Below are 15,791 nucleotides of genomic sequence, written 5' to 3'. Positions count from 1 at the left end.
TAAAGTCAGGTTGAGGGTCAAGCAGAAGTACGAGCGTATCCGCAAAAATTATTTGCCGTCGCGGGGTTGACCTTAAAGCCAGGTTTAAGGTGAGCATGCGCCGAACTGCTCGCCTGATGAAGCCGGAATGATGATCAAGCCCCTTGTTTCCTGTGTATTGATATTGATAGGTGGTGCTTTCATGACGATTGCCAATGCTCAGCCCAATTCCTCGATGGCAGGTTCCAGGGAGCACCAGATACTGGTGATCATGACCAACCACGCCAGCTATCCCTCACGCAGCGATACCACCGGGTTGTGGCTGACGGAGCTGACACATTTCACCGATGTGGTGGAGGCTGCCGGCTACACCACAGTGTTTGCCAGCCCCAAAGGGGGCGCGGTGCCTCTGGACGAGCGGAGCCTGGGGTGGTTGTACATGGACAAGGCCGCCCGGCAGCATTTGCAGTCCGCAACCTTTCGCGCTCGGCTGCAGAACACGTTGCCGATCGCTGATGTGGACCCTTCCCGCTTCAGCGCCATTTATTTCACCGGGGGCCACGGGGTCATGTGGGACTTCCCCAACAACCCTGATCTGCGGCGCATGGCCGAAACCATCTACAACCAGGGTGGCATCGTCTCAGCCGTGTGCCATGGCGTAGCGGGCCTCCTGGATCTGAAAGATGACCAGGGCCGGTTGATCATCAAAGGCAGAAACATCACCGGATTCTCTGATCGCGAAGAGTGGCTATCGGGAATGAAAAGCCAGGTGCCCTTCTTCCTTGAGGACCGTCTCGTAAGCCAGGGCGCGCGTTACCACAAGGGCTGGCTGCCGTTCACTTCCTTTGCCCTGACTGATGGAAGGCTGGTGACCGGCCAGAACCCGCAATCGCCTCGGGCCGTAGCTGAAGCCGTGACCGCCGCGCTCTGCGCGAGCGACGTAACTCGCTGCCCCCCAGGGTCGATCCCGGCCCCTTGAAAAAGAGCGACTGAAACTCGCAACCGAGCTTTCGACTGCATTGCTGTTCAACCCATTTGCCAACGCAGCGTTGGCGGAGACGCCTGAAATGCCCAGTCCGACCGACACCACCCTCATCGATATCGCCGGCCATCAGGTGCCCGTCGTCAAAGGCGGTCTCTACGACCGCTTTCGGTCCAACCCGCCACTGTCGGTAATCGCCGCCGAAATACCAGGCGTTGATCTGAGCTGGTTCAAGAGCCTGGAAAAGAACAAGGTCGAGATAGGCTTCCAGTCGTTTTCGCCCAACTTCTACTACCAGAACAGCCAGGTTACGGCTGTCTACACGGCCGACCTCGACCGGCTCCGGGCGCTGATGCCGCCCGAACTGGCAGCAACGGTGCAACCGCTGCAGATCTGGCCGGGGCGTGGCCTGATAGCGTTCACCGCGTATACCTACGAGCATTGCGATAACGACGCCTACAACGAGGTGGCCGTGTCGATCATCACCAACAAACCCGGCAAAGCCAACCTGGGTCCGCTCACATTGATTGGCCAGTCAATCTCGGGAGACTTCTGGGGCTACGTGCTCAAGTTGCCGGTCAATACAGAGTTGGCACGGGTACGCGGTGTCGTCGGTTATAACCTGCCGAAGTGGCTGACCGGCATTGACCGCAAAGAGAGTGCGCAATCGGTGGTCTATGACATCACCGACAGCCAGACCGGCAAGCTGGACCTCTCCTTCACCGCGAAAAAGCTCGAGAAGTTATCCCGCAGTGTCAAAATCATCACCAACAGTTTCACCAACCTCGATCACCAGGGCCAACTGGCCTACGGGTACGCTGTTTCCCGCCAGCTCAGGCACGGTTCCAGCCGTGACGCCGATGCGGCCATCCTCACATTGGGCGACGGCAGCCTGTCGAACTACATCCGCTCCCTGAAGCTGGGGAAACTGCTGAAGTACGAATACGTACCGCAGTTCCAGAGCGCGCTCTATGCGCCAAAACCGCTCGCTACGCTGGTTGGCGAGCGCTGAGAGCTGGGGTGCCCGTCAGGCCCCGTACGCCTGGCGGGTGGTTCTCTTCCTGGCGGCCCCTGCCGCACGTTTGCCCGAAGCAAGCGCCACGCCCTCTTCGCGCAAACGATTGATCAGCATTTGCGCATTGTCCGCACACGCCATGCCCTCGGGTTTGCCCTCGATGCCCTTGATGACCAGCAGCAGTTGCTCCTTGTTCTGGGCCAGCCGCTGCTGCAGGACTTCAATTTCCTCGACCTTTTGCTTGAGGCCACCCAGCAACTGATCGTGTTGCCAGCCACTGGCATTCATCGGCATCAACTGGCGGATTTCATCCAACGAAAAGCCCGCTGCCTGGGCGCCGGTAATGATCTCGAGAACCCATTCGGTATCCGGTGCGTAATCGCGATATCCATTTGCCTTGCGCTCGACCGATTTGATCAGGCCACTGGCCTCATAGAAGCGGATGCGAGAAGGCGCCAACCCGCTGATTTTCGCCAATTCACCAATTCTCATACCTCACCCCTAAAAACCGTTGACCTTGAAGTTGACTTTAAACCTAAAGTCATAAAGCGGCCAAGCTGCCCAGGTTCAATGCATTGCTCCACCGTCATGGGCCCATGGGTAGACGCAGATCAATCGACAAACACAGCCTCTGCAACACCTATGGAATGGGCTGCACTTCGTTCATCAGGGCCAAGGCCGAATCTCGAGTCGGTCGAGGCCATACCTTCACTCGGGAGATACGAACATGGGATACGTCACTACGCGGGACGGTGTTGAAATCTTTTACAAGGACTGGGGGCCAGGTGATGCCCAGGTCATCTTTTTCCATCATGGATGGCCGCTCAGCGCAGACGATTGGGACGCGCAGATGCTCTTTTTCCTGGACCACGGCTATCGGGTCGTTGCCCACGACCGACGGGGGCATGGGCGCTCCAGCCAGGTCTGGGACGGCCACGACATGGATCACTATGCCGACGACGTCGCCGCCGTGGTCGACCACCTCGGCGTACAAGGCGCCGTCCATGTCGGACACTCCACAGGCGGGGGTGAGGTCATCCATTACATCGCGCGCCACGGTGAAGACCGGGTGTCGAAGGCCGCCATCATCAGCGCCGTGCCGCCGCTGATGGTTCAGGCTGCGAACAATCCTGGCGGTTTGCCGAAATCGGTTTTCGACGACCTGCAGAGCCAACTGAAAGCCAACCGCGCACAGTTCTATTACGACGTTCCGGCAGGACCTTTTTACGGCTACAACCGCCCAGGTGCGAAACCGTCCGAGGGCATCGTGTGGAACTGGTGGCGACAAGGCATGATGGGCTGTGCCAAGGCACACTATGACGGGATCGTGGCGTTTTCTCAGACCGACTTCACCGAGGATTTGAAGGGTATCAAGATCCCCGTACTGGTGATGCACGGGGACGATGACCAGATCGTGCCCTATGAAAATGCCGCAGTTCTGTCCGCCGGACTTCTGCAAAACAGCATCCTGAAAATCTACCCCGGCTTCCCCCACGGAATGCCGACAACTAACGCCGATACCATTAACGCTGATCTACTGGCGTTCGTGCGTAACTAAACCACTGGGGCGGGTAAAGACCCGCCCTTGCTGGCTTAAAACCAGTAAATCTCCGGAGCAAAGACCGAGTCGCCGCCATCGGAAAACACTGGACTACGAAACACCCGCCGAACGATTTAGCCAATCTGTTGCATCGACCGGTTGAATCCACAGCCAGAAGCGGTCACTGCATAAACTCGGCGCACGCGAACCGGCAAACCGGAACGCCTGCGGTGTCCACGCTCTGGAAAAAGACTCAGGTGCCCAAGCACTTTAACAACAGGGCCAACACCCAATCTTCTTGCGAGGCCAATGCCGTGCTGATCTCCTCGCATCTCCCATTCAGAGACAGCAGGTTGCCAGCCAGTACTTCTCCACTGGACATGCACATATCCAAAACAATACTAAAAACCCCGTTACCTACCTGCTTGCTTTCAAAAACAAGCTCAACCTCTTTAGGGAAGATCGTCACGTAGACGAAGAGTATTCCATTCGCGTATGTGTAGTGGCCATGATTTCTTTTGAGTAAAACATTCTGGCTTTTCGAAGCCTTCACATAAACATTATCTAAAAACCTTTGAAGGATGAGCAAAGGCTCTGGCTTTTCAGTGCTCATTGGGTTTCCTTGCGAGCAGTAGACTTCAACACGCCATTCTAACCAACATCGACGGCGCCCGAGCTGCACGATGCGCAGGGGCGGCCATCTGCGGGTCATTGCCCTCTGTGATGAGTAGTTGTTCTTAGCTATCTGCTTACCAGCCCAGGGCCTCGCCCCCCCATAACACCCAGCTCGCCAAATGCAACCGGGGTAGGGAGAATAGGACCTCGACCCCCTACCTGAATCTGCACTGACCGCTTTCGGCCGATTGCTGCTGCACGACAAGAGTAAAAGATGGAGCTGTATGATGATTGATAGCCTGGAGGTTCAAGAGTTCGATTACCTTGAACAGGCGTTACTTGAAGCGAGCGTGCCTTTCAGTGAAATAACACGTCAGTACGCACGCTATTTGCTCAGCCTGATCGACGGCGGTGTACTTGCTAGCATTTCCACCCCTAAGTTGAAAGTGCTGATTCCATATATCGAAAAAAGCATCCAGCGAGAACCTATAGAAAGCGATGGGGATCTCCGGAGAAGGCTTGTACTAGAACTCTGGACGGTAGAGCAACAGCACCGTAAATCAGATGAAGACTTTGCGAACCTCATACGCTGTGTACTTTTTTGCTTTGCAACAGAAGAGTGCTGGATAGAGGAAGGCACTGGGGACGCGACGCCTATCTATCTTTATTTTCTGGCTCTAAAAAAAATACTACCTGGCACAAGAAAAGCCTTTATCAAAGGCTTTCAAGATTTTATTGCAGCCAACGGGAAATACACGCTTCACGAATAGATTGGCCCGGCCAGGCATCTTTAGATTCACTGCGCTGAAACGCCGCCAGACGGGCCTTGGCAGGCCGAAACTCTCGAAACCGCCCCAAAAGCGGGTTCGGCCACATGATCCAAAGCACTGAAACTGTTACGCCCGGTCATGCCCGGACATCCACATACATCTGATGGAGCAGCCTGCGGCGAACCTCTGGACCGGATCCTGGGGCAAAACGATGGTTTCATCGAACACGCCGGGATGTTCGCCATTCCTCGCGGTATATCTTAAAATGCGCGGTTGCCGAAGAACCGTCATGACCATAGCCATGAAAGGCTTCCATTCTTTACAGATAAGTGTGGTCAAGATGAACAAGCCTTTCATTACACTGTGCCCTGAAATTACTCGGGCGCACGCGCTGACATTGATGGATTGGTTGGAGGATGAGCGCGTTACCTGCTTTCTGAGCGATTCGCGTCACGTCTCCCGCTCCATCGAACAAGTCATCGATCGGACTCAATTGCCGATCCTGACCCATCTATTCAACCGGGACGGCCGGTTCTTCATGGCCTATGACCGGCATGACGCCCCGGTGGGCTTTGTCCGTCTGGTCAAGACCGGCGCCAATTGCGAGATAGTCCTGGTCATCGGAGACAGCGACAAATGGGGCCGGAACCTGGGCGCCCGCACCATCCGCGAAGGCATGAAACTGGCCTTCCTCGACATGCGGGCCGAGAAGCTCATCGCCAAGATCCACCCGGACAACACGCGCTCGCTGAAAGCCTTTCAGCGCAGCGGCTTTGTGCTTGAAAGCGAAACGCCGACATTGAAGTCTTTTTCCATGACGGCCGAGCGCTATCTCCAGTTCTTGCGCAAAGGTACCGTTGTCGACTCCACTGAGATCTACATCACTGAAATCGACAAGGCCAGGCTCGAGAGCCTGATCGTGTTCGAGCAAGGCCCGACGATTGTTGAACTCGAACATGAGCTTGAGCGAGCCATTGTCGTCAAGCCCCAGCAGGTGGCGCGCAACGTCATCACGATGAACTCCAGGGCCTTGCTGCAACTGGACGACGAAGAGATCGAAGTGGCCTTGGTCTACCCTGAAGACGCGGACAGCACCGCAGGGAAGCATTCGGTTTATTCCGATATAGGCGCCGCCATCCTTGGCTATCAGGAGGGGGACACCATCGACTGGCGAATCTCTGATCGCACCCGCCGGATTGAAATCAGGAAAGTGCTTTACCAGCCGGAGGCTGCGGGGGATTTCCACCTGTAAGTGCGCCCTTTGCTTAGTGTTCGGCCATCAAGCGCGAGCGTTTCCCAGAGGACGGCGCCTCGCGCTCCATGCGTGAGCACCCCACCGCTTCGACACCTCCAATAGGTGCCCGTGATACTGGTGCCAAAGGGTGCCGAGCAGATCTCCCTCAGGCGCTCCGCATCTCGTCGCTACAACTCAAGAGCTCGATTGAAAACCCGGGTTATTCAGGTTGCCGCGGCATGCAGACTTGGCATGTACCTGGCCACCGCCTTCGAACCATGCGAACCGATGTCGCCGGCTACAGCGACTTGGCTGGTGCAGCGATCCCTTCCGATCGTCTAAGGAGTGGACATGCTGTTTTCCAGATACAGAAAAAGCGCTCACCCCGAGGGTATTAAAACCTCGTGACATATTCGCTGGATTGCTTATGGCGGGGTATTTTGTAATAAATTTGCAACATAAAAAACATGCTGATAATTTTTAAATATGGAATATCCCATCATATAAGAATATTCCTATTTTAATGAAAAATATGATTGCGCCATTGACACATTTATATTTTTTTGTCTGAAAAAACAGGAGTAACGGATCTGTGGGTTAGCCCGCTGAAAGGAGAACTCTGCTATGAAACTACACCACTCACTATTTCTAGCACTACCACTACTTGTGTATTCCTCGCTCTCATTGGCGACACCAAACTGTGCAATAAAAGAGCAGAAAATCAGAACACAACTCGAGTATGCAACTCACTATGGCAATATTCATCGCATTGCCGGGTTGAATCGCGCCTTGACCAATGTGCAGACCTATTGTTACGACGGCTACAAAAATGGCTATACCGGATACGATTACACCTCTGCGACTAAATCCACCACGCCCTCTGCCACTCCATCGTATGCACCGATTCGGCATTCTCAAGTGGCGGAAAAGCAGCGCAAAGTAGAAAAAAGCAAGGAAAAGCTGCAAGAGGCACAGCTTAAAGGTAAACCAAGCAAAATCGCCAAGCAGCAGAGAAAATTGGATGAAGCCGAATTTGAACTAAGGCAGGCGCAGTCATTGGAGCAACAACCTAGTTGATGCGAGCAACGTTTAATCTCAGATAAACAACGCTGTAATAGCCTTTATGCCTGAAGGTGACCGATCACTCGGTCACCGAACTGCGCTATAAAGATATTATTTTATTTGTATCTACCTTGCTCATGCCTACATATGAATCACTTCAGCCCCCTTCCATTCGCAAGCTGAACAACTCAGGGTTTCACCGCTACCGCTGCCACCTTCTGGCCTCAGATCGACGATCCAATTGGCCGATTTGATGGCATCCAGGTCACGCACTCAATGGAGAGAACGCTCTCTCAAACGCCAGGCTAAGAACAGGCTATTTGCAGAATCGATCCCCACAATTGCGGAAGCGATTACCCAAATCCCAGGCAATAAAAAACCCCGTAGACGTTAATCTACGGGGTTTTCAAGGGTGGAGGCCGAGGTCGGAATCGAACCGGCGTAGGCGGATTTGCAATCCGCTGCATAACCATTTTGCTACTCGGCCCCAAATGTCCAATGCCTGAAACACAACACTGGACACGAACAAACTGGAACGGCTAACGAGATCAACTTCATCTCGTAACTCTTTGATTTCTAAAGAGTTTTTCCGTTTCCTCGCTGAGGAATGGTCGCAATTATGGACGTGTTTTCCATTCCTGGCAACTCCTATTCGAGATTTTTTCTGCCGGGCTGTTTCTACAGGTTTCCGGGCTGAGCCAATCCGTCGGGCGAACAGCCTGGTGTTCGCCAACGAGGCGGGATGATTGCACAAACCCATCCAGATAGCTGCCCCCTTCTGTGTTTGCCCACCTACCCGATCGGGTTATGGCGTGGGCCGGGGCGCTCGCGGACAGTTACGCCAACGGCTCGACCCGGGCTCCTTCCATCACGTTCAAGGCGGAATTGAAGTATGCGTACAGCTTTCCCTGCGATGTTTGGCGTGGTTCTGGCACTGACGGCGGCTTGGGCCCAGGCCGGGGAGCCCGGAGACAAGACCCTGCGCCTGTACAACTGGTCGGACTATATCGGCGAGAACACCCTCGCCGGGTTCGAGAAGGCCACCGGGATCAAGGTGATCTATGACACCTTCGATTCCTATGAAACCGTCCAGGGCAAGCTGCTGCCGGGGCGCTCCGGCTACGACCTGGTGGTGCTCAACGCGGCCCTGGTGCCGCCCTTGATCAAGGCGCGGGTGTTCCAGCCGCTGAACAAGGCCTTGCTGCCCAGTTGGCAGAATCTCGACCCGCAGGTGCTCAAGAGCCTGGAAAGCTACGACCCGGGTGTGCAGTACTCGGCGCCCTACACCTGGGGCAGCAATGGCGTGACCTATAACGTCGACAAGGTCCGCGAGCGCATGCCGGACGCGCCCATCGGTTCTCTGGCCATGCTCTTCGATCCCAAGGTGGTGTCGCGCTTCGCCGATTGCGGGGTGACACTGCAGGATTCGCCCACCGACATTCTGCCGCTGGTGCTGGCTTACCTGAGGCGCAATCCCAACAGCGCCGCCCCCGATGATTTGAAAGCGGCGCAGGATGCCTTGATGGCGGTGCGCCCCTATATCCGCAAGTTCGACTCCACCAGCTACCTCAATGGCCTGGCCAATGGCGACCTGTGCGTCAGCGCCACCTGGTCCGGCGACTACGCCACGGCCCAGGCCAGGGCCAACGAGGCCGGGGCACCGGTCAAGCTCGACTATTTCATTCCCAGGGAAGGCTCGCTGATCTGGTTCGACGATTTCTATATCCCCGCCGACGCGCCGAACGTGGCCAGCGCCCATGCCTTTATCCAGTACCTGCTGCAACCTAAGGTCATGGCCGAGGTCAGCGACTACATCCGCTACGCCAACGCCAATCTCAAGTCCACGCCACTGTTGAGCGCCGAGGTGCGGGACAACCCGGCGATCTACCCCGATGCCCAGACCCGCGAGCGGCTGTTCACCCAGAAGATCCAGACGCCCGCCAGCACCCGGCTGATCACCCGTACCTGGAACATGGTGAAGATCGGCAAGTGAGCCCCCCGCCCCCACAGACTTTCCACCCCATATTGCGACCCGAGGTGAAGCCCATGGCTATCCAACCCGACGCCTTCTTCCAGCAGTTCGACGATTCGAAACTGGTGGCCGCCGACAAGGCGCACTACATGCACGGCTTCCATATGTTCGACGAACACCGCGAGCAGGGGTCGTTGAATATCGCTGCCGGCGACGGCGCCTACATCTATGACACCGCCGGCACCCGCTACCTGGATGCCGTAGGCGGCATGTGGTGCACCAACATCGGCCTGGGCCGCGAGGAAATGGCCGAGGCCATCGCCGACCAGGTGCGGCAACTGGCCTACTCCAACCCGTTCTGCGACATGGCCAATGTCAGCGCCATCGAGCTTTGCCAAAAGCTGGCAAGCCTGGCCCCAGGGGACCTGAACCACGTGTTCCTGACCACCGGCGGCTCCACCGCGGTGGACACCGCCTACCGCCTGGTGCAGTTCTATCAGAACAGTCGCGGCAAGCATGAGAAGAAGCACGTGATCTCGCGGCACAACGCGTACCACGGCTCCACCTTCCTGACCATGTCCATCGGTAACAAGGCCGCTGACCGAGCGCCTGAATTCGACTTCATGAGCGACCTGTTTCACCACATCTCCTGCCCCAACTACTACCGGGCGCCGGCCGGCATGAGCGAAGCGGACTTCCTCGAGTTCCTGGTAGCGGAATTCGAAGACAAGATCCTCACCCTGGGCCCGGACAAGGTGGCAGCGTTCTTCGCCGAACCCATCATGGGCTCCGGTGGGGTAATCATTCCGCCCGAGGGTTATCACCGGCGCATGTGGGAAATCTGCCAGCGCTACGACCTGCTGTATGTCGCCGACGAAGTGGTGACCTCCTTCGGCCGCCTAGGTGCTTTCTTCGCCTCCGAGGAAGTGTTCGGCATGCAGCCGGACATCATCACCACTGCCAAGGGCCTGACCTCGGGCTACCTGCCCCTGGGCGCGTGCATTTTCTCCGAGCGCATCTGGCAGGTCATCGGCGAGCCGGGCAAGGGTCGCTGCTTCACCCACGGTTTCACCTACAGCGGGCACCCGGTGAGTTGCGTCGCGGCGTTGAAGAACATCGAGATCATCGAGCGGGAAAACCTGCTGGCCCATGTCGAAGAGGTCGGCGTCTATATGGAGCAGCGCCTGCAGACCCTGGCCGAACTGCCCCTGGTGGGCAGCGTGCGCTGCAAGCGGCTGATGGCCTGCGTCGAATTCGTCGCCGACAAGCGCACCAAGGCGCTGCTGCCCGACGGGCTGAACATCGCCGAGCGCATCCATCTGCGGGCCCAGGCCAAAGGCTTGTTGGTGCGCCCCATCGGCCATCTCAATGTGATGTCGCCCCCCTTGATCATCACTCGCCAGCAGATCGACGAAATAGTCGCCACCTTGCGCGACTGCATCCTCGAAGCCGCCGCCGAACTGCGCCAGAACGGCCAGTACCTGGGCCAATGACCCCTAGCCGCTGGCAGCGCGAATATCGGCCCGGGGTCTTACCGGGCCTGCGCCCGACCGTTAGACTGCCGGGCATGAGCGCACCTGCAAACACTTCTACCGCCCCCCTCAGCCTCCCTGCCCTGCAGGCCTGGCACGCCTGCCTGGCCCAGGCCTTCGGCAGCGTGGACGATGGCACTTTCCTGCAGCACCTGGCGACGGCGCTGAACGCCCTGACGCCCATCGAATCGATGATGATCAGCCTGGAACGCAAGGGCCTGCCACCGCAATTGCTGCATGAACGGGGCATAGTCGGCGCCTACCGCGACGAAATCATCAACCGCTACTTTTCCCGCGGTTATCTGCTGGATCCGTTCTGCCTGGCGGTGGAAAACGGCCTGGCCGAAGGTTTCTATCACCTGTCGGAAATCGCCCCGGACGACTTCTTCAGCAGCGAGTACTACAAGACCTACTACCTCAAGACCGGGGGCGCGGAAGACAGTTACTACATCGTCGACCTCGATCCCCAGAGCAAGATTTCCCTGTGCATGTTCCAGGGCCTGAGCGGCGAGCGCTTCGCCAGCGAACCCCTGGCGCTGCTGCGGGCGGTGGAACCGCTGGTGCGCGAGCTGATCCGCCGTTTCGGCAGTGGCGGCCTGCAATCGCTGTTGCGCCAGGCCAGTCAGGACGAACTGCCCGCCCCGGCACCGGCCAACTTCAACCAGCAGATCGAAGCGGCGTTCATGAGCTTTGGCCAGCCACTGCTGACGGTTCGCGAGCGCGAAATTGCCCACCTGATCCTGCGGGGGCACTCGGTAAAATCCACGGCCAAGGTGCTGGAGATTTCCCCGGAAACCGTGCGCATGCACCGCAAGAACCTCTACACCAAGCTGACCATCAACTCCCAGGCCGAGCTGTTCGCGCTATTCATCGACTGGCTGACCCAGCCCCCACCGACCAGCCAAAGCCCCCTGTAGGAGCGAGCGTGCTCGCGATGCACTCAAAAACGCCGCGGTCACTGAGTGAACGCGGCGTTTTCGTTGACGATCTTCGCGAGCAAGCTCGCTCCTATGGCCTTTCCATCAGCGAGCGGCCCAGGCGTTGAAACGCTGCTCCAGCTCCTCGCCATGATCGACCCAGAACCCCGCGTCCACTGCCCTGGCGCCCTTCAAATTGGCCTCGAAGGTCGGCAGTTGCCGCTGCACCGCCTCAGGCAGCAACGGCAGCGCCTGACGATGCACCGGCCCGTAGGGGATGTTTTCAGAGAACACTTTCTGCGCCTGGGGCTGGCTGGCGAACAGAATGAAGGCTTCGGCCAGGGCCTTGTTCGGCGAGCCCTTGACCACCGCCCAGTACTCCGGATCGTACAGGCTCTGGGGCCAGAGGATACTCAGTTGCATGCCCTCCTTCTGGGCCATGGCAATGCGCCCGTTGTAGGCTGCGCTCATCACCACGTCACCGGCCACCAGCCACTGCGGCGGCTGAGCCCCGGCTTCCCACCACTGGATGTAGGGCTTGATCTGGTCGAGCTTGGCAAAGGCCCGGGTCACGCCCTCGGGGGTGTTGAGCACCTGATACAACTGAGCAGGCGCCACACCGTCGGCCAGCAAGGCAATTTCCAGGGTGTACTTGGCGCTCTTGCGCAAGCCGCGCTTGCCGGGGAAGTCCTTGAGGTTCCAGAAATCCGCCCAGGACTGCGGCGCCTTCGCCAGCTTCTGCGGGGCAAAGGCCATGACCATCGACCACACATAAGTGGCGACCCCGCATTCGGTCAACGTGCCGGGCACGTACTGCGCCGGGTCCCCGAAACGGGCCAGGTCCAGGGGTTCGAACAGGCCCTCGTCACAGCCACGCAGCAGCTCCGGGCTCTCCACTTCGACCACATCCCAGCTGGTCTTGCCGACATCGACCATGGCCTTGATCTTCGACAGCTCGCCATTGTATTCGCCGGCCACTACCCGGGCCGCCCCGCTCTGGTTGAATGGCTGGAAGTAGGCCTGCTCCTGAGCCTGTTTGGTGGCTCCGCCAAAGGAAATGACCGTGAGGTTCTGCGGCTGGGCGTAAGCCCCGGTGCACAGCAAAACCCACGACAACGCAACGCCGCAACGCAAGGTGTTGGACATGAAACCCATCCTCAAGAAAGCCGGCTCGCCCGCACGAACCCGCACAACAAGAGCCTGGAAGCGACCGTATGCAACGGGCGGTACAGCACCAGGCACTACGAGTCTTGGTCAGCGGCGCAAGGGCTCGCGCGGCGCAGGCCGCGTAGCCGGATCATCACCGTTGCGGGCTCTGCGGCCCTGATCGTTTGGTGTAGTGGCGACCCGTCCGGAGCAACCGGCCGTGGTCATGCGCGAATGGCAGTTCATCGCTTGCTCCCTGTTGTTTTTGTAGGAAGAACAAATCGATCGGCAGTGCATCGCAGGAGCGCCCGTGGCAGTCGGGCAGGCGGATGCAGGGGTTCATTGTTTCCATAACCCGGGGCGTTGCGAAACGAGGTTTTTGTGAGGCACAGGCAAGGGAAAAGCTGCCTAGAGGACAGCCGGGGTAAAAAAGCCGCAACCGGGCCGGCCGGTTCAGCGCCAGGTGAGGCTAGAATCAGTTCCTTTCTCCCCCGCGACTCGACGAGATCCGTTCATGAGCTTCGATTTCGATACCCTGCACCCCCGTCATGGCACCGGCAGCACCAAATGGAGCCGCTACCCCGAGGATGTCCTGCCGATGTGGGTGGCGGACATGGATTTCGCCGTGGCCGATGGCATCCTTCAGGCCCTGCGCCAGCGTCTGGAGCACCCGCTGCTGGGCTATAGCGTGGCCCGGGACGAATTGCGCGAGGCGGTGGTCGCCGACCTGTGGGACAAATACGCCTGGCGCGTCAGGCCCGACGAGCTGATTTTCCTCCCCGGGGTCGAGCCCGGGTTCAACATGGCCCTGCACGCCTTCGTCCAGCCGCAGCAGAAGGTGGTGCTGCAAACCCCCAACTATCGCCCCCTGCGCCTGGCCCCGGGCAACTGGGGCCTGGACAAGGTCGAAGTGCCGTTCCAGCTCACCGTCGACGGCACCTACGACACCCCCATGGATGCCCTGCGCCAGGCCTTGCAAGGCGCCGGCGCGATGCTCCTGAGCAACCCGCACAACCCCCTGGGCAAGGTCTTCCCCCGGGACGAACTGCTGGCGGTGGCCACTGCCTGCCTGGACCAGGGCGCGTTGATCATTTCCGACGAAATCCATGCCGAGTTGTGCTTCGACGGCCGCCGGCACATCCCCACCGCCTCCCTGAGCCCGGAAATCGCCCGGCGTACCATCACCCTGATGTCGGCCAGCAAGGCCTACAACATCGCCGGGATGAAGACCTGCTTCGCCATCATCCAGGACCCTGCCACCCGCCTGGCCTTCAACAATGCCCGCGCCGGCATGGTAGACAGCGTCAGCCCCCTGGGCCTGGAAGCCACCCTGGCCGCCCTGACCCACGGCGGCCCCTGGCTCCAGGCCCTGCTGGGCTACCTGCAGGCCAACCGCGACTACCTGCTGCACGCGGTGCAGACCCGCCTGCCCGGCATCCGCATGCACGCGCCCCAGGGCACCTACCTGGCCTGGCTCGACTGCAGCGCCCTGGGCCTCGACGACCCCCACGCCTTCTTCCTCGAGCAAGCCAAGGTCGGCCTCAGCGCCGGCCTGGAATTCGGAGACGACTGCGGGCAGTTCGTGCGCCTGAATTTCGGCTGCCCGCGGGCCTTGCTGGAAGACGGCATCCAGCGCCTGCAGGACAGCCTGCAACGGCGCTGATTCTGCAACCCCCCACTTCGTCCCCGGCACCGCAGCCGCCAGATGCCCCCTGGCGCTGCGGCCCGCCCCCCAGCCTCGCCCCGCAACTGCCCACCGGCCCTTCGGCGCGCCGCGCCTTGACGCGCGAACAATGGATCCATACCCCCCCTTCACTGGATCCAAAACCCCTATAGCAGCCGATTATCGAACACTAAATCGGCATATTTGTTTGACACCCCCAGAGCGCCAACCATTTAATGGATCCATTAAATAAAAACAACAAACGCCTGGAGAAACGTCATGTACCCCAAGAATGCCTGGTACGTTGCCTGCACCCCCGATGAATTGCAGGACAAGCCCCTGGGCCGGCAGATCTGCGGCGAACACATGGTGTTTTACCGCGCCCATGAAGGTCGGGTAGCCGCCGTCGAGAACTTCTGCCCCCATCGCGGCGCGCCGCTGTCCCTGGGCTATGTCGAGAACGGCAACCTGGTATGCGGTTATCACGGCCTGGTGATGGGCTGCGACGGCAAGACCGTGGAAATGCCCGGCCAGCGGGTGCGCGGCTTCCCCTGCAACAAGACCTTCGCCGCGGTGGAGCGCTACGGTTTCATCTGGGTCTGGCCCGGCGACCAGGCCCTGGCCGACCCGGCGCTGATCCATCACCTGGAATGGGCCGACGATGATCAATGGGCCTATGGCGGCGGGTTGTTCCACATCCAGTGCGACTACCGGCTGATGATCGACAACCTGATGGACCTGACCCACGAAACCTACGTGCATGCCTCCAGCATCGGCCAGAAGGAAATCGACGAGGCGCCACCGCAGACCACGGTAGACGGCGATCAGGTGGTCACCGCCCGGCACATGCACAAGGTCATGCCGCCGCCCTTCTGGCGCATGGCCCTGCGCGGCAACCAACTGGCCGACGACGTGCCGGTGGACCGCTGGCAGATCTGCCGCTTCAGCCCGCCCAGCCATGTGCTGATCGAAGTCGGCGTGGCCCATGCCGGCCACGGTGGCTACGACGCCCCTGCGCAGTACAAGGCGTCGAGCATCGTGGTGGATTTCATCACCCCCGAAAGCGACACTTCGATCTGGTACTTCTGGGGCATGGCGCGCAACTTCAACCCCCAGGACCAGGCGCTCACCGAGAGCATCCGCGAAGGCCAGGGCAAGATCTTCAGCGAGGACCTGGAGATGCTTGAGCGCCAGCAGCAGAACCTTCTCGCCCAGCCCCAGCGCAACCTGCTCAAGCTCAATATCGACGCCGGCGGCGTGCAGTCGCGCCGGGTCCTGGAGCGGCTGATCGCCCAGGAGCGCGAGCCCCGGGAACCCTTGATCGCCACAAGCCGTTAACCCCCCGAACCCGACAGGCTGGCGGC

At 59.2% G+C, this 15,791-nt stretch carries 14 protein-coding genes and 1 tRNA gene; 11 read left to right on the top strand and 4 right to left on the bottom strand.

Annotated elements, in window-relative coordinates:
* Window positions 1-127: 127 nt before the first annotated feature.
* Window positions 128-958, top strand: a complete 831-nt coding sequence (locus BLS75_RS01635) for a type 1 glutamine amidotransferase domain-containing protein (protein ID WP_072450114.1) — start codon at window positions 128-130, stop codon at window positions 956-958.
* Between the two features lie 10 nt (window positions 959-968).
* A complete protein-coding gene (locus BLS75_RS01630; RefSeq protein ID WP_072450113.1) occupies window positions 969-1,973 on the top strand; it encodes an acetoacetate decarboxylase (ADC) in 1,005 nt (334 codons plus the stop codon).
* A gap of 15 nt (window positions 1,974-1,988) precedes the next feature.
* On the opposite strand, the gene BLS75_RS01625 is transcribed toward BLS75_RS01630, so the two are convergent.
* Window positions 1,989-2,468, bottom strand: a complete 480-nt coding sequence (locus BLS75_RS01625) for a MerR family transcriptional regulator (protein ID WP_072450112.1) — start codon at window positions 2,466-2,468, stop codon at window positions 1,989-1,991.
* Window positions 2,469-2,703: 235 nt separating this feature from the next.
* Here BLS75_RS01625 and BLS75_RS01620 point away from each other — a divergent pair, with 235 nt between their 5' ends.
* A complete protein-coding gene (locus tag BLS75_RS01620) occupies window positions 2,704-3,534 on the top strand; it encodes an alpha/beta fold hydrolase (RefSeq protein ID WP_072450111.1) in 831 nt (276 codons plus the stop codon).
* A 235-nt stretch (window positions 3,535-3,769) separates the two neighbouring features.
* Here the strand turns inward: BLS75_RS01620 and BLS75_RS01615 are convergent, their stop codons facing one another.
* Window positions 3,770-4,129 carry a hypothetical protein gene (locus BLS75_RS01615; RefSeq protein ID WP_041774288.1) on the bottom strand — a complete coding sequence of 120 codons (360 nt, stop codon included), beginning with the start codon at window positions 4,127-4,129 and terminating at the stop codon, window positions 3,770-3,772.
* 289 nt (window positions 4,130-4,418) lie between these two features.
* Between BLS75_RS01615 and BLS75_RS01610 the strand changes: the two genes are divergently transcribed.
* The 3 genes from BLS75_RS01610 to BLS75_RS01600 all read left to right on the top strand — a co-directional run bounded on the left by BLS75_RS01610 (window position 4,419) and on the right by BLS75_RS01600 (window position 7,212).
* Window positions 4,419-4,901, top strand: a complete 483-nt coding sequence (locus tag BLS75_RS01610) for a hypothetical protein (protein WP_065364235.1) — start codon at window positions 4,419-4,421, stop codon at window positions 4,899-4,901.
* 289 nt (window positions 4,902-5,190) lie between these two features.
* A complete protein-coding gene (locus BLS75_RS01605) occupies window positions 5,191-6,153 on the top strand; it encodes a bifunctional GNAT family N-acetyltransferase/nucleoside diphosphate kinase regulator (RefSeq protein WP_011061740.1) in 963 nt (320 codons plus the stop codon).
* 606 nt (window positions 6,154-6,759) lie between these two features.
* Window positions 6,760-7,212, top strand: coding sequence for a DUF1090 domain-containing protein (locus tag BLS75_RS01600; protein WP_072450110.1), 453 nt, complete (start codon window positions 6,760-6,762; stop codon window positions 7,210-7,212).
* Window positions 7,213-7,610: 398 nt separating this feature from the next.
* On the opposite strand, the gene BLS75_RS01595 is transcribed toward BLS75_RS01600, so the two are convergent.
* Window positions 7,611-7,684, bottom strand: a tRNA-Cys gene (locus BLS75_RS01595).
* A gap of 405 nt (window positions 7,685-8,089) precedes the next feature.
* On the opposite strand from BLS75_RS01595, the gene BLS75_RS01590 reads away from it, so the two are divergent.
* From BLS75_RS01590 to BLS75_RS01580, 3 genes are all read left to right on the top strand, one after another.
* A complete protein-coding gene (locus BLS75_RS01590) occupies window positions 8,090-9,190 on the top strand; it encodes a polyamine ABC transporter substrate-binding protein (protein WP_072450109.1) in 1,101 nt (366 codons plus the stop codon).
* 53 nt (window positions 9,191-9,243) lie between these two features.
* Window positions 9,244-10,662 (top strand): aminotransferase, encoded by a 1,419-nt coding sequence (locus BLS75_RS01585; RefSeq protein WP_011061747.1) that lies wholly within the window; start codon window positions 9,244-9,246, stop codon window positions 10,660-10,662.
* 74 nt (window positions 10,663-10,736) lie between these two features.
* Window positions 10,737-11,618, top strand: a complete 882-nt coding sequence (locus BLS75_RS01580; protein ID WP_072450108.1) for a helix-turn-helix transcriptional regulator — start codon at window positions 10,737-10,739, stop codon at window positions 11,616-11,618.
* Between the two features lie 105 nt (window positions 11,619-11,723).
* On the opposite strand, the gene BLS75_RS01575 is transcribed toward BLS75_RS01580, so the two are convergent.
* On the bottom strand, window positions 11,724-12,764 hold the full coding sequence (locus BLS75_RS01575; protein ID WP_011061749.1) for an ABC transporter substrate-binding protein: 1,041 nt from the start codon (window positions 12,762-12,764) through the stop codon (window positions 11,724-11,726).
* A gap of 514 nt (window positions 12,765-13,278) precedes the next feature.
* Between BLS75_RS01575 and BLS75_RS01570 the strand changes: the two genes are divergently transcribed.
* Window positions 13,279-14,427: a MalY/PatB family protein gene (locus tag BLS75_RS01570; RefSeq protein ID WP_011061750.1), complete on the top strand. Its 1,149-nt coding sequence runs from the start codon at window positions 13,279-13,281 to the stop codon at window positions 14,425-14,427.
* Between the two features lie 279 nt (window positions 14,428-14,706).
* Window positions 14,707-15,765 (top strand): aromatic ring-hydroxylating oxygenase subunit alpha, encoded by a 1,059-nt coding sequence (locus BLS75_RS01565; protein ID WP_072450107.1) that lies wholly within the window; start codon window positions 14,707-14,709, stop codon window positions 15,763-15,765.
* Window positions 15,766-15,791: the final 26 nt, after the last annotated feature.

Source organism: Pseudomonas sp. NFPP12 (assembly GCF_900103205.1).
Classification (GTDB): Bacteria; Pseudomonadota; Gammaproteobacteria; order Pseudomonadales; family Pseudomonadaceae; genus Aquipseudomonas; species Aquipseudomonas protegens.
This window is presented reverse-complemented; position numbering and strand designations above follow the sequence as displayed.

Bases quoted from the DNA above. Each gene is read 5' to 3' on its own strand.
- BLS75_RS01635 (WP_072450114.1), top strand. From the start codon at position 128: ATGATGATCAAGCCCCTTGTTTCCTGTGTATTGATATTGATAGGTGGT.
- BLS75_RS01590 (WP_072450109.1), top strand. From the start codon at position 8,090: ATGCGTACAGCTTTCCCTGCGATGTTTGGCGTGGTTCTGGCACTGACG.
- BLS75_RS01610 (WP_065364235.1), top strand. From the start codon at position 4,419: ATGATTGATAGCCTGGAGGTTCAAGAGTTCGATTACCTTGAACAGGCG.
- BLS75_RS01625 (WP_072450112.1), bottom strand. From the start codon at position 2,468: ATGAGAATTGGTGAATTGGCGAAAATCAGCGGGTTGGCGCCTTCTCGC.
- BLS75_RS01575 (WP_011061749.1), bottom strand. From the start codon at position 12,764: ATGTCCAACACCTTGCGTTGCGGCGTTGCGTTGTCGTGGGTTTTGCTG.
- BLS75_RS01605 (WP_011061740.1), top strand. From the start codon at position 5,191: ATGACCATAGCCATGAAAGGCTTCCATTCTTTACAGATAAGTGTGGTC.
- BLS75_RS01615 (WP_041774288.1), bottom strand. From the start codon at position 4,129: ATGAGCACTGAAAAGCCAGAGCCTTTGCTCATCCTTCAAAGGTTTTTA.
- BLS75_RS01580 (WP_072450108.1), top strand. From the start codon at position 10,737: ATGAGCGCACCTGCAAACACTTCTACCGCCCCCCTCAGCCTCCCTGCC.
- BLS75_RS01585 (WP_011061747.1), top strand. From the start codon at position 9,244: ATGGCTATCCAACCCGACGCCTTCTTCCAGCAGTTCGACGATTCGAAA.
- BLS75_RS01600 (WP_072450110.1), top strand. From the start codon at position 6,760: ATGAAACTACACCACTCACTATTTCTAGCACTACCACTACTTGTGTAT.
- BLS75_RS01565 (WP_072450107.1), top strand. From the start codon at position 14,707: ATGTACCCCAAGAATGCCTGGTACGTTGCCTGCACCCCCGATGAATTG.
- BLS75_RS01570 (WP_011061750.1), top strand. From the start codon at position 13,279: ATGAGCTTCGATTTCGATACCCTGCACCCCCGTCATGGCACCGGCAGC.
- BLS75_RS01620 (WP_072450111.1), top strand. From the start codon at position 2,704: ATGGGATACGTCACTACGCGGGACGGTGTTGAAATCTTTTACAAGGAC.